12 protein-coding genes and 1 tRNA gene are annotated in these 12,756 nt (G+C 61.3%); 11 read left to right on the forward strand and 2 right to left on the reverse strand.

All coding sequences use genetic code 11. From position 1 onward, the window contains the following. Nucleotides 1–17: 17 nt before the first annotated feature. The 7 genes from ACXAG6_RS11565 (at nucleotide 18) to ACXAG6_RS11595 (ending at nucleotide 6,601) form a co-directional block, all read left to right on the forward strand. Nucleotides 18–2,648: a DUF3772 domain-containing protein gene (locus tag ACXAG6_RS11565; RefSeq protein ID WP_475337685.1), complete on the forward strand. Its 2,631-nt coding sequence runs from the start codon at nucleotides 18–20 to the stop codon at nucleotides 2,646–2,648. After that, complete coding sequence (locus tag ACXAG6_RS11570; protein WP_475337686.1) at nucleotides 2,645–3,361, forward strand: alanyl-tRNA editing protein; 717 nt, start codon at nucleotides 2,645–2,647, stop codon at nucleotides 3,359–3,361. The genes ACXAG6_RS11565 and ACXAG6_RS11570 overlap by 4 nt, the downstream gene beginning before the upstream one ends. Nucleotides 3,362–3,483: 122 nt before the next feature. Further along, nucleotides 3,484–3,957, forward strand: a complete 474-nt coding sequence (locus ACXAG6_RS11575; RefSeq protein WP_475337688.1) for a hypothetical protein — start codon at nucleotides 3,484–3,486, stop codon at nucleotides 3,955–3,957. An 81-nt stretch (nucleotides 3,958–4,038) separates the two neighbouring features. Continuing rightward, the gene (locus tag ACXAG6_RS11580; protein WP_475337689.1) at nucleotides 4,039–4,377 is read left to right on the forward strand and encodes a hypothetical protein; all 339 of its coding nucleotides are present in this window, start codon (nucleotides 4,039–4,041) and stop codon (nucleotides 4,375–4,377) included. 165 nt (nucleotides 4,378–4,542) lie between these two features. Next, on the forward strand, nucleotides 4,543–4,974 hold the full coding sequence (locus ACXAG6_RS11585) for a hypothetical protein (protein ID WP_475337691.1): 432 nt from the start codon (nucleotides 4,543–4,545) through the stop codon (nucleotides 4,972–4,974). Between the two features lie 137 nt (nucleotides 4,975–5,111). Next, nucleotides 5,112–5,201 (forward strand) — tRNA-Ser (locus tag ACXAG6_RS11590). Between the two features lie 350 nt (nucleotides 5,202–5,551). After that, nucleotides 5,552–6,601, forward strand: a complete 1,050-nt coding sequence (locus tag ACXAG6_RS11595) for a response regulator (RefSeq protein ID WP_475337692.1) — start codon at nucleotides 5,552–5,554, stop codon at nucleotides 6,599–6,601. Here ACXAG6_RS11595 and ACXAG6_RS11600 read toward each other — a convergent pair whose 3' ends face one another. Next, a complete protein-coding gene (locus tag ACXAG6_RS11600; protein ID WP_254695299.1) occupies nucleotides 6,602–6,967 on the reverse strand; it encodes a response regulator in 366 nt (121 codons plus the stop codon). It lies immediately after the preceding gene. A gap of 132 nt (nucleotides 6,968–7,099) precedes the next feature. Next, complete coding sequence (locus ACXAG6_RS11605) at nucleotides 7,100–7,693, reverse strand: acyl-homoserine-lactone synthase (RefSeq protein ID WP_475337693.1); 594 nt, start codon at nucleotides 7,691–7,693, stop codon at nucleotides 7,100–7,102. Between the two features lie 333 nt (nucleotides 7,694–8,026). On the opposite strand from ACXAG6_RS11605, the gene ACXAG6_RS11610 reads away from it, so the two are divergent. From ACXAG6_RS11610 to ACXAG6_RS11625, 4 genes are all read left to right on the forward strand, one after another. After that, nucleotides 8,027–9,478, forward strand: coding sequence for a sensor histidine kinase (locus ACXAG6_RS11610; protein WP_475337694.1), 1,452 nt, complete (start codon nucleotides 8,027–8,029; stop codon nucleotides 9,476–9,478). Between the two features lie 133 nt (nucleotides 9,479–9,611). Next, nucleotides 9,612–10,556: a response regulator gene (locus ACXAG6_RS11615; RefSeq protein WP_475337696.1), complete on the forward strand. Its 945-nt coding sequence runs from the start codon at nucleotides 9,612–9,614 to the stop codon at nucleotides 10,554–10,556. Further along, the gene (locus ACXAG6_RS11620) at nucleotides 10,556–10,903 is read left to right on the forward strand and encodes an Hpt domain-containing protein (protein WP_475337697.1); all 348 of its coding nucleotides are present in this window, start codon (nucleotides 10,556–10,558) and stop codon (nucleotides 10,901–10,903) included. The genes ACXAG6_RS11615 and ACXAG6_RS11620 overlap by 1 nt, the downstream gene beginning before the upstream one ends. A 211-nt stretch (nucleotides 10,904–11,114) precedes the next feature. Next, nucleotides 11,115–12,713 (forward strand): ATP-binding protein, encoded by a 1,599-nt coding sequence (locus tag ACXAG6_RS11625; RefSeq protein ID WP_475337698.1) that lies wholly within the window; start codon nucleotides 11,115–11,117, stop codon nucleotides 12,711–12,713. Nucleotides 12,714–12,756: the final 43 nt, after the last annotated feature.

Genomic DNA, 12,756 nt, shown 5'->3' on the forward strand with positions numbered 1-12,756 from the left:
TGCGGCTCTGGTTGCTTTTGGCAACGCTGGCTTTCGCCTGCTGCCTCCCTGCGGCGCAGGGGGCGGTGGCGCAATCTCTGGCGGACGATCTTGTCAACGGAACCGGCGCAGCGGGCGGTGACGCGGCAAATGAAGAGCCGGTCAGCGAGGAAGATGGCACCGTGCCGCCCGTGACCGACTCGCTGGAAACCGCCTCGATGATCATCGAAGGCGGGCCGGACTACGAGGCTTGGGAAAAGGTCGCGAAGCAGGCACGGGAGGTGCTGGAAGCCGACCGCGCCTCATCGCTGGCGCTGGAGCAGCTGCGCGAAAGGCTGGCGGAGTGGCGGGCGGAGTTTCAGGATGCGCAATCGACCAACTCCAACCGTATCGACATTCTGCGCCGTCAGATCGACGCGCTTGGCCCGGCCCCCGATACCGATGCGGGCGAGAGCGAAGCCGAGGAACTGGCAGAGCGCCGCTCGGAGCTGAATTCGCAGCTCTCGCGCCTGCTGGTGCCGGTGCGGGCGGCGCAAGAGGCCTATATCCTTGCCGACGGGCTCATTGGTGAGGTCGACGCAGTACTGCGCGACCGGCAGACCCGCGAGTTGCTTGATGTTGGCCCCAGCCCGCTGTTTCCGGCCAATTGGACCGAGCCGCTCAGCCAGCTTGCCGGGGTTGGAGACACTTTGCAGGCCAACCTGCGCTCTAGCTGGCAAAACACCGCGCAACAGGACGCCCTGCGCAAGAACCTCGCGCCCGCGATCCTCGTGGCCCTGATCGGGCTGGTGCTGGTTGTGCGCGGGCGGGCGTGGAGCATGGCGCTTTCGGCGCGGCTCCTGCGCAGCTCGGGGCGGCAACAGCGTAAGATGATCTTTGCCATGCTGGTCTCTGTTGGCCAGCTGGTGCTGCCACAGATCGGGCTGGTGCTGATCGTTCTGGGGATAAGGATCACCGGGATCGGCGGGTTGCTGACCGATCAGATCCTGCAGACCATCCCGATCATGGGCATCATGATTTTTGGCGCGCGATGGCTCGGCTCTCACAGCTTTCCCAAGATCGAAATCCTGCCGCCGCCGCTGGAGCATGATGAGGGCCAGCGTGCCGCTGGCCGCCGCTGGGCAACGCTTGCGGGCGTGTCTGGCGCGCTTTCGGCACTTCTGGTGTCGCTCACGGCCTTCTCGGGGATCACCGAAGAGGCGGCGTCTTTCCTAAACTTCCCGATCCTCATACTCGGCGCGGTTGCCCTTTCGCGGCTTGGCCACCTTCTGGTGGTGCATGCCCGCGCCAGTGAAGAGGATGAGCCCGATGAACTGACGTCCAGCGGCTTCCGCGCGAAGGTTGTTCACCTGATCGGGCGGGCGGCGGTGCTGTTGGCGCTGGCAGGGCCGGTGCTTGCGGTGCTTGGCTACCTGAAGGCGGGGGATTTCCTCGTGTCCGCGCCGCTCTCGACCCTCGCGGTTCTGGCCGTCGTCTCGCTGTTCCAGCGCTTTTTCGCCCACCTCTACGCCCTCTTCTTCGGGCGGCAGGCCGATGGGTCTGACGGGCTGGTGGCGGTGCTCATTTCCTTTGTCATCATGCTGCTGGCCCTGCCATTCCTCGCCCTGATCTGGGGCGCACGGGTGGCCGACCTGAGCGAGCTTTGGCAGAGGTTCATGGCCGGGTTTTCGATTGGCGAAAGCACCATCAGCCCCTCGAACTTTCTGCTCTTCGCGGTGGTCTTCGTGCTGGGCTACATGCTTACCCGGCTGTTGCAGGGCGCCCTGCGCACCTCGGTGCTGCCCAAGACCCGGATCGACACCGGCGGGCAAACGGCGATCCTCTCGGGGGTCAGCTATGTTGGTATCTTTCTGGCCGCTGTGGTTGCCATCACCGCTGCGGGCATCGACCTGTCGAGCCTTGCCATTGTGGCTGGTGCGCTTTCGGTCGGTATCGGCTTTGGCCTGCAAACCATCGTCAGCAACTTCGTGTCGGGGATCATCCTGCTGATCGAGCGGCCCATCAGCGAGGGCGATTGGATCAGCTCGGGCGGGGTTATGGGTATCGTCAAGAAGATCTCAGTGCGCTCGACCCGGATCGAGACCTTTGACAGGACAGACGTGATTGTGCCCAACGCCGATCTGATCAGCGGGCAGGTGACGAACTACACCAAAACCAACATGTCCGGCCGCCTGATCGTGCCGGTGGGGGTGGCCTATGGCTCCGACACCCGCCGCGTGGCCGAACTGTTGCAGGAGGTGGCGGAAGAGCATCCCATCGTCATCCTCAACCCGCCGCCACAGGTGGTGTTTACCGGCTTCGGCGCCGACAGCCTCGACTTTGAGGTGAGGGTGATCCTGCGAGATGTCTTCTCGATCATCGCGGTGCAAACGGAGATACGCCACCGGATCGCGGAGCGCTTTTCCGAAGAGGGGATCGAGATTCCCTTCGCGCAGCGCGACCTTTGGCTGCGCAATCCCGAAGCGCTGGCCGGTGCCATCGCGGGCGGGGCCAGCGTGGAGGCGCCGGGGGCCGACGGCCTCGCGGCAGCGGGGGACGGTGAAGAGCCGACACAGGCCGAGCCCGAAACGCCCTCCCGCGCTGCGGCGCGCGTCGGTCTGACGAAGGACGATGTGGACGGCGCGGATGGAGACGGCGTGAGCGACGGCGACGGAGGAGGAGACAGATGACGCTGCGTCTTTACCGGGATGACCCCTACATGCGCGATGCCAAGGGCACGGTGGTAGAGCATACATCCGAGGGCGGTGTGGTGCTGGATGCCACCATCTTCTACCCCACGGGCGGTGGCCAGCCAGGCGATGCGGGGATGCTGCATTGGGACGGTGGCCAGCTGGAGATTGCGACCGCCGTAAAGGGTGAGGGCGATGCCGTGGTGCTGGTGCCCGCCGGGCCGGGCGCGCTGCCCGAGGTGGGCACCGAGCTGCGCCAGTCGCTCGACTGGGAGCGCCGCTATAGCCACATGCGGATCCACACCGCGCTGCACCTGCTCTCGGTCGTGCTGCCCTTCCCGGTGACGGGCGGCAGCATCGGGGCCGAGAAGGGGCGGCTGGACTTCAAGATGGAAACGCCCATCGAAGACCGCGAAGCGGTGGAGGCGGCGCTGAACGCGCTGGTGGCGCGGGATCTCCCGGTAAGTGAAGAATGGATCACCGATGCCGAGCTGGACGCAAACCCCGGCCTGGTCAAAACCATGTCGGTCGCCCCGCCGCGCGGCGCAGGCAAGGTGCGGCTGGTGCGGATTGGCGCAGGCGAGGACCAGGTGGACCTGCAGCCCTGCGGCGGCACCCACGTGGCCCGGCTGGGCGAGATCGGTGCGCTGAAGCTCGGCAAGCTCGAAAAGAAGGGCCGCGAAAACCGCAGGGTGAACATCACCTTCGCCTGATCGCGGCAGGGTTGTGAGTGGGCCTGCATAACGGCTTTCTTCACGTTGCGACAGGGCGACCGGATGCTAGGCTTATCTCGTTCCTGCGGCAAGTTTGCCGCCTCTAACGAGGACAGCCGCCTATGGTTAAGCCGAGTTATGACGTGATCCGAACCTACCCTGCGGTGGCGAAATGGATGCCGATGGGGATTAACGCAGTCAAATCGGACACGCGGGTTTTCAACGCCTATGTACGCTTCTCGGGCCTGACCCCGGCTTTTGCAGCCAAGTGCCTGTCACCGGGGTCTCTGCCGGAAGTGCGGCGCTATCCTAACGGTGTCTGGCCCGATGACGACGGAAAGGAGGACGGTTGGACCTCGCCGTTCATTCTCAACGCTGTTCACGTCAGCGAGCACGTTTTTCGACGGGCTGAACGCAAGCTTCAGCACAGCGGCGGAAAGAGCGCGACCGAGAAGATAGAGCGGACAATTCTGCATGAAATGGTGCATTGGGCGCATGTTCGCTACGGCACCCCGGCGTGGATGGCGAAAAAGGGAAGACGGTATGAGGCTGGCTGGGCCTTCGAGAAGTGGGCCTTCGGCATTCCCGGGATCTGAGCCACCCCTTGCGCTGTCGTGGCATGTGGGAACAGGCGGCGCGGCTTTCGGGTTCTCTTGGTGCAACCGGAGGATTTGCAGATGTCGCACACCCAAACTCTTGCCCTCGCACATGTCGAGCACCTGCTCGCCCATCCCGACATTTCGCGACACATTGCCGGGCTCAAACGCCTTCGCGTGGCGGTCAACGCCGAAGCAGGCGCTGTGTCCGGCCACGGCAGGGCAGGGGGCACCGTTTTGGTTGTGACCGGTCCGGTAGATGCCGAAACCGCCGAAGAGGCATTTCACATCACCCGCGTTATTCCACGCGACGGCGGGCACCTGCGGCTTGACTTTGCGTATCCGACCGCCGACCTCTCGGGCAGCGCCGAGGTGGACTCGGAGGGCCAGCTCGTGGATGTGGAAACATCAGAAAGCTAACGCGTTCGCCCGGCCTTGCTGTTACCGCCCCGGTGGCAGGAAACAGCCCAGCCGTGGGCCAGCAGCCTGCGCGCGTCATGGGGCAGCCGCAGCTGTGCTACTCTGGTCGCGCCACCGCGTCAGAGTCGAGAGAGGCAGATTGCTATGAGAATCGGGCCGAAGATCATGGCGAAGTTCCAGCGCGTCGCCAGACAGCTTACATACGCCATTCCGCGGCAAGGGCAGCGGCAAAAGGTGATAGAGGTGTTCTGCGAACTCTCCGAGCTGGATGAAATCCGCGCCAAGGCCTGTTTCCGCGATGGCACGCTGCCCATCATCGACTGCAAACCCATGGAGGCTTATGGCGAGACCAACCGCGATGAGCCGGATCGGGTGTGGATTGCCACAGACCTCTGCGAAAAACTGCAGGCGCTTTCACCGATGCATCGCGATACCCTGCATCTCTCTGCCCTGATCGAGCACACCGCGCTGCACGAAATGGTGCATTGGGCCGACCTCAAGAACAACGGCAGCTTCCACGGGCGCTCCGGCCCGGCAGACATTGGCGCGGAGTTTGAATATCGGGTCTTCGGGCGGGTGCTGCACGAGCACCCCTGAGCGCGGCAAACACCACAGCGACGCAAGGTGCCCGGTAAGCGCACCAGCCTGCACCCTTGAGCCTCTGAAGCCACGCGAATTTCCTGAGTCAAAGCCTCTTGCACGCCGCGCCGCAGATGCGCTAAGAGGCGCGGACCGGAGAGGTGGCCGAGTGGTCGAAGGCGCACGCCTGGAAAGTGTGTAGGCGGGAAACCGTCTCCAGGGTTCGAATCCCTGTCTCTCCGCCACTTCCCCTTGATGAACTGTTCTCCCCATCCAGCCACGACCGGATTTTCTCGTTTTTCGTCGGCTTTGCTGAACGGCCGAGCGCCGTTAGTCTTCGGACGTCATGGCCGCACCAATCTGCTGGCCTGATCCTTTACCAACGATATGGGCCTCCTCGGGTGTATCGCTCGGGCTGGCGCCGTTGATATGCGCAACCTCCGCCTTCCCTTAGGCAACCCGCCGAGAATGGGCGCAATCCAGCCAGACTTATGACAGATTCTTTATACAACTTTTGCGTTATCGAACCCCGGCCGTAACGCGCAATGGGGGATTTTTCATTTCAGAGGGCTTGCTGGGGATAAGGATGGATGAGATGAGGGAGCAAGATTTGCGGATACTTGCAGTCGACGATGACGAGACCTTCTTGCAGCTGCTGCGGACTGTCCTCACCGAAGCCGGCTATCAAGATCTGGACACTGCGCTCCACGCGCAAGACGGAATGCAAAAGATCACCGAGGCCAAGCAGCCCTTCGACTGCGTTTTGCTCGATATCGCTATGCCCGGTATCGACGGTATTGAGCTGTGCGGCAAGATCCGGGCTCTGCCGGACTATCGCATCACGCCGATCCTCATGCTCACGGCCAAGCTTGATGACGCTTCGATCGAACGGGCTTTCGATGCGGGCGCTTCGGACTATGTGACGAAGCCGATCCGCGGCCTCGAGCTGGGGGCCCGCATTCGCACAGCCCGTCTATTGGCCGAGCAAATGCGACGGTCGGTCGGCCTCGAGCGATCCGCCGCGCAGCTCGCGTCCCGGCTAGAAACGCTGGCGCGCAGGCCGCTTGACGAGGGGTTCACCATCCAAGGCGTGGCAGCCTGCATGCCGGATCGCGATCTTGAGCAAATGCTTGAGCTTTTGCCCAAGACGACTGTTGCCACCGAGGTCTTCGCCCTGCGCATCGAGGGTATTCAAGACATCTATCGCAATAGCACCGCCGAACAGTTCAACGCGCTGCTGACCGAAGTTGCAGGCAGTATCTCCGCAAAACTGGCCTCCAGTCAGCACTTCATCTCCTACGTCGGAAGCGGTGTGTTCGGCTGCGTGGTGCTGGGCAATGGCCGGCGCAATCTGGAGGTCGATGTGACCAGGCCGGAGTTCTGGAACCTGAAGACCGACGTCTTCGGCAATGGGCCGCAGAACATCCGCGTGACCATGAGCAGAACGCGCCGGCCCAAGGTGGAGCCGGGCAAAGTATGCGTGCAAACCCTGCGCACCGCAATTGCGCGCGCCACCGAAGAGCGCCTGATGCGCCGTCTGCAACTGGAAATCGATCAGACCAAGCGGCGCGATGGCATCATCGTTCCACGCCGACCGCGCCTGGGGGGCACCCGGCGCCCGAGGCCAACGCCGACCGGAGCCTGATCAGGCCTCGTTTGCGCTCTGTTGCCAGATCTCGACCACTTCCGACGCTAGTGTGAGCGGGTCGAAGGGCTTTGCAATGACACGCTGCGTGCCGAGTTGCATCAAGTGCTCCACGTCGTCCGAATGTGCCTTCGCCGTCATGAAGATGACCGGGACATCGGCGAGACCGTCGAGTTGGCGCAACCCGGCGAGAGTTTCTTCTCCCGTGATGTCGGGCATCATGACATCCAGCAGAAGGATATCGGGGGAAAATTCCTGCGCAACTTCCAGAGCCTCTAGCCCACTGGAACATTGAAGAACCTCGAGTTCACCCACCACCGCCAGGGCAATCTGTGTAATTGCGCGAATGTCGTCGTCATCGTCCACATGGAGTACGCGCGGGCGGGCCGTTGCAGGATCAGTCATCCAGTCAATATTTCCGTAGTTTTTGAAGCACCTTCCTAGTCACACACTAAACCTCTGGTGGAACGATAGCATAGATATGACCGAGCGGTAAGCTCAGTTGACCTCGAGTGAATCGGGGGCCGGGGCCATGCTGACGTTAAACATTGCGGCCTGCGAGCGATCACCATCGAGCTCGAAGCGCGGCCCCATGGGCACGGCCTCCATGCCGATCCTCTTAAGCCAGCGCTGGAAGACCGCCGGGACGATTCCGATAACGCTGTGGGCACCTTCCGCACGGGCCGCCTCTGCCATCTTCAACATGAGCAGGCGCTGCACCGCCGCGCGCCGTTGCGCAGGCACCGTATCGAGCAGGAACAGGCGGGTGGCCTCCCAAATCTGGTCTGACACTGGCGCCTCCTCGAAAAGCGGGTCGAGTGGGAGCCCCTTGAGCAGCCCCAGTTGCGCATCGCGGATCATGTAGGAATGTAGCCCGCACTGTGCCGTGGTGGGAGCGATGCGTATGCCGGCCAGTACCTCGCCATCCTCGTGAACGGCGATCCACCGTGCCTCGGGGGTGTCGTATTGATCAAACTCCATGCCCCGGGTTTCGGAGAGTTGCCAACCCTTCGACACGATAAAGACCTGACGCCGTGCCTTGAGGTAGTTCACGATCAGATTGCCATGCAGATGCATCGTTTCGACCGACATGGATGTAGCCTGAAGACCGCCAGCCAAGGGCAACCTCGGCCCGCTCTGCGCTCGCGGCTGCGGCTTTTCTGTGCGCTCTAGCGCGAAATGTTTCACAACTCCCGGTGTCACGAGCTCAGGGAAGACCCTCTGAGCTTTGGTCAGGTCATGACCGTGTGAATGATGCATTTTTTCCCCAGCATTTCGTAGACAGCCCACGAGCCACTATTCGTTTAGTTGTATGCTGGCGCCATATTTTTGCCACGTCACGCTCGTACTCTTCCTATGAGTGTGTCGGAAAGGCACCGTTCAAGCGCAGGTAATGACCCCTGCGCCGAGGTTCGGAGAGGCAGGTTGACGAAAGAAGCCAAGAGAGAAGGGCTGGCACTCGGAGCGCGAAAGAACGTGGTCCGGGCCAAGCAAATGAAGGATTATGCCGAGGTCGGACGAAAGCTCGTTTGGCAGCGGCAGATCATTTTCGCGGCGGCCCTTGGCCTGGCGGGCTACTACTACAGCATCGCGCTCGCTCTGATGACCGGCGCCCTGATCATTTTGTCGGAGATCTACGACTTCACGGTCTTCAAGCGCATCCTCGTGTGGGACGGGCGCGACGCAGCCGTGGCACGACGCCTCCTAAACCAGCTTTATGTTGGAACGGTGCTCAGCGCCTCGGTCATCGTCTTTTACTCTATCGCGATCGCCTTGGCGCAGGGGCCGGGAACGCACTTCATGTCGCTGTTCTTCCTGTTCGCTGCGGCGCTCTTCGCCGCCATGAACAACCACCACATCCTGCCCATCCTCGTTGTCCGGATCGGCATGTACGGGGCGACGTTCCTTTTCATTCCGATCTATGACATCTGGGTCACGGGTGCGACGATTCAGTCGGAGCTTTGGGCGCATCTCTTCACCAGCCTTTTCGTTCTGTATTTCGTGATTGATTGCTCGCGGATCTATCTGTCGTTCTACCAGCGCAGCCTCGAACAGATGGAAGCTTTGACGGTCGAAAATAACAAAGCCCAGCAGGGCTACGAGGCAAAGAGCGAGTTCATCTCGACGATGAGCCACGAACTTCGCACGCCTCTTACCTCGATCAAGGGGTCTATCGACCTCACCCACGCCGGACACTTGGGCCCGATCAGCGAAAAGGCCGAACAAGTGATGGGCATCGCCAAGCGCAACTGCACCCGATTGATTGAGCTGATTGATGAAATTCTCGACCTTCAGAAGATCGAGGCGGGACGCATGCCCTTCAATATGAAACGGTTCGATCTGCGAGATCTGGTGGAGCAGTCGGTTGCTGCCAACGCTCCGTTTGCTGCACGCTTGGGCGTGCGGCTCACCTGCGAGGCGGAAGCCGATCACCTGCCGGTGGTGGGCGACTCCGCGCGTATCGAGCAGGTGCTTACCAATATTGTGTCCAACGCGGCCAAGTTCTCTCCTGAGGGCAGCCAGGTTCGCGTGCGGCTGACTGTCGAGGAGGGGCGGGCGCGGGTCTCGGTGATCGACGTAGGCCCTGGCCTTGCCGACCATGACCGCGAGCGCGTGTTCGACAAATTCAGCCAGGTTGATTCGTCCGACACCCGCAAAATCGGCGGCACGGGTCTCGGCATGAACATTTCAAAGCAGATAATGCAGGCTCACAACGGCTCCATCGACTATCGAAAGAATGAAGGCGCCGGTACGACCTTCTACTTCGAGCTGGACCTCGCCGATAACGACGAGGAGGAGAAGCCTGCAAGGTTGGGCCCTTCGGCAGAAGCGACAGAAGCCGACGACCTCGTTACGAAATGCGTCGCCGCCAGCTGATCAATCCTGCGCTCTTCCGGCAAGCTCCAGACGTCTTGAGCAAAACTTCAAAGAAACTGCTCGCAACTTATGGGCGATCCAAATTTCGCCCCAATCGCCTCCTAGGGTACGCTTGAGTAGAAGGAGAAGTTTTATGAAAATCCTCGCAGTAGACGACGATCCTATCTTCCGGGCGGCGTTCGAGACCGTCCTCCAGCATAATGGAATCGATGATTTTGCGATGGCCGCATCGGGGCCGGAGGCCCTAAGGCTGGTGAGCCAGCAGGCGGCACCCTTCGACTGCATCTTTGTGGACATCCAGATGCCCGAGATGAACGGTATTGAGCTCACCGGGATTCTGCGTGCGATGGACCCGGAAGGCCTTTCCCAGATCGTCATGGTCACCGGCATGTCCGGTCGCCAGTACATCGACGATGCCTTCATGGCGGGCGCGGTGGACTACATTACCAAGCCGCTCGACAACCTCGAATTCAAAACCCGCCTCGCGTCGATCCGGCGCGTGCACGAAAGCCGCCTGCGGGCTTCCGCGATCAAGGATCAGCTGGAAGAGGTGACCTCTCACCAGCACCAACTCGACTTCGAAGACGCCGAAACGCCGCCTGATGTAAAAGGGCTGATCTCCTTCACCGCGTTGCGCAACTACCTGAAGGCCGTCGGTCGTCCGCGTTACTCGATCAGCCAGCGCATCGGCCTGAGTGTCGAGAACGCCGCAAACATTTACGTGCGCACAAATGACGAGGAGTTCCTCGACATCATGGCCGATGTGGCTGAGGTGATTGTGGACACGATGAAGTCCCAGAACCTGCTCGTGGCCTATGCCGGCTCGGGTGAGTTCATGGCGGTAACCTCGGCAATCCACCTTGCCTCGCAAGAGCAATTGGAAAGCCAGATCAACACCGCGCTCGAGGCCTACCAGGAAACCTATCTCATCAGCTGCGCCCCCGTCGTAAGGGTGGGCAAGCCTACGCGCGGTTCGTTCTTTTCTCGGCGGACGATTGATGAGAGCATTGAGGAAACCCTGAGTTCCGCGCGCGCCCGTCCGGCCATGCAGGGATTCGCCAGAAAAAGGTTCGCCTGATGAGCAGCACGTACCGGTCGCACAGACCGTCACAACCGGCCCAGAACGACTTCGCCCAGATGCTCGCGCCCGTCCGGATGGCCTTCTTGTCCTCTCTGCCCGAGCATATCGAAGCCTTCGAAAACTACTGCGCACTCGAAGCCCAAGCGGCGCGGCTCGAGGTTGCCGATGGCTTGGCACGTCGCGCGCACCGGATCTTCGGCGTCGCTGAAACGCTCAGCTTTCCCAAGCTGGGGCAAACAGCGCTGAAGCTTGAGGTCGAGATATCAAATGACAGCACCGGCACAGATCTTTCGCATCTTGCTGGCGAACTCGTGTCGGAGATGTACCAAGCCCTCAATTCCTGATTATCCGAAGACCGTTCAGAGAAAACGGCAGCCCGGGTGGCATTTGTGCGGGTGCATACGCGACTGGCTCTGAAAGCACTGCATTTTGCAGTTCGCCTGTCACGCTGGCACCACTCTGGCTCCGTGATTTCAACCGTAAGATGAAAGAGTTATTGACAGGTTCGCGCCGAATTCCGCAGCTTGTTGCAATGTTACAAGGGGAGGAGGTTTTGTGCTGAACCGAGTTGAGACAATACCCGAAGATCGGGCCTGCGATGTCGAGCGGCACAACCTTGCGCTTCGTCGGCTGTTCTTTCTGTCGCTCGATCCAGATATCGAGTTTGAAACCAAGGTCTTCAAGCTGCTGGAGATCGGCTGCGCGGCATTCGGGCTTCCACTCGGAATCGTCAGCCGTGTCGAGGGCGATACCTATACGATCGACCAAGTGAAAGGCCCCGACTGGGCGCCTACAGCGGGCACCGAATTTCGCCTGGCGGAGACATACTGCACTCACACCTTTTCGTCCGACGGCGTGCGTCACTTCCACCATGCCGGTCAGTCGGAGATCGCGGAACACCCCTGTTACATTTCTTTCGAGCTCGAAAGCTACATTGGAGTGCCGATACGGGTAGGCCATGATCGGGTCGGAACGCTCAACTTCTCTGGACCCGATGCCCGGTCACCCTTTACGCCGCAGGAGGCCGAGTTCGTCGGTCTCCTTGGCCGCTGGCTGGGGCAGGAGGCGTTGAAGGACCGCAGGGCGAGGGAACTTGCCGACAAGACAATGGTGCTCGATGCCATTGTCGATACCGTGCCCGACGCGATCCTGACCGTCGACGAAGAGCGCCGCATCACCCGGGTCAACCGCTCAGCCGTGCGCACCTTTGGCCGTTCACGGGAAGAGATGATCGGCCAAACAACTGCGATGCTCTACACCGACCCGGAATCGTACAGGAAGCAGGGCGAAACCATTTATCGCGAGGCGCGGCGCGCCGGCACTGACCGCCTCGAAATGATAGCCCGGCGCAAGTCGGGTGAGAATTTCAATGCAGAAATCTTCATCGCCCCTCTCAATGAACAGGGTGGGCAGCGGCTTGGTGTGCTGGGTGTCATCCGCGATATAACGCAGCAAAAGGCCGTAGAGGCAGCGCGCGAAGAACTTATTTCCACGGTCTCGCACGAGCTGCGCCAGCCAATCACCTCGGCGCAGGCTGCCGTTCAATTGCTACAGGCCGAAAAGCAAAAACTCTCCCCCGCTCTGCAACCCACGCTCGACATCGCCGCACGGAACCTGAAGCGTGTGGAGCGGCTCGTGCGGGATATTCTGGACTTCGAGCGCCTCAGTACCGGGCGGGGCAAACCAAACCTTCGCCCGGTCGACCTTGCCACGCTCTTGGCACAAGCGCGGGACGATATTCAGCCTTTCGCGGCGCAATATGGCGTGGAGGTGAGCGTGGTTCCCGGCGCGGCCGGGCAGGGCGAAATCCAAGGCGACGAGATACGGTTGGTTCAAGTGCTCAACAATCTGTTGTCGAACGCGATCAAGGCCTCAGAGCACGGGAGCCGTGTCGAGATCGGTCTAACCGAAACGCAGCCCGGGTTCTGGGTGCGCGACCACGGCTCCGGCATACCTGCAGAGCTTCAGTCCCGTCTCTATGAAAGGTTCACCCGAGCGCCGGAAAGTTACGCCAGCGGCCATTCCGGCTCCGGCCTCGGCCTCGGCATTGCAAGGATGATCCTTGAGCACCACGATGCCACCATCGCCTTCGAAACAGCGCCCGGCGTTGGGACGACTTTTACAGTGCACTTTCCTGAAAACCTCGACGCGTAGCTATCGCCGATGCGGTGTGGGTTTCCTCTTAGATGCCCGCGCC

The organism is Vannielia sp. ABF1_015 (assembly GCF_056160745.1).

Excerpts from the sequence above, each read along its gene's own strand:
- ACXAG6_RS11570 (WP_475337686.1), top strand. The coding sequence starts at position 2,645 with ATGACGCTGCGTCTTTACCGGGATGACCCCTACATGCGCGATGCCAAG.
- ACXAG6_RS11575 (WP_475337688.1), top strand. The coding sequence starts at position 3,484 with ATGGTTAAGCCGAGTTATGACGTGATCCGAACCTACCCTGCGGTGGCG.
- ACXAG6_RS11580 (WP_475337689.1), top strand. The coding sequence starts at position 4,039 with ATGTCGCACACCCAAACTCTTGCCCTCGCACATGTCGAGCACCTGCTC.
- ACXAG6_RS11585 (WP_475337691.1), top strand. The coding sequence starts at position 4,543 with ATGGCGAAGTTCCAGCGCGTCGCCAGACAGCTTACATACGCCATTCCG.
- ACXAG6_RS11595 (WP_475337692.1), top strand. The coding sequence starts at position 5,552 with ATGAGGGAGCAAGATTTGCGGATACTTGCAGTCGACGATGACGAGACC.
- ACXAG6_RS11605 (WP_475337693.1), bottom strand. The coding sequence starts at position 7,693 with ATGTCGGTCGAAACGATGCATCTGCATGGCAATCTGATCGTGAACTAC.
- ACXAG6_RS11615 (WP_475337696.1), top strand. The coding sequence starts at position 9,612 with ATGAAAATCCTCGCAGTAGACGACGATCCTATCTTCCGGGCGGCGTTC.
- ACXAG6_RS11620 (WP_475337697.1), top strand. The coding sequence starts at position 10,556 with ATGAGCAGCACGTACCGGTCGCACAGACCGTCACAACCGGCCCAGAAC.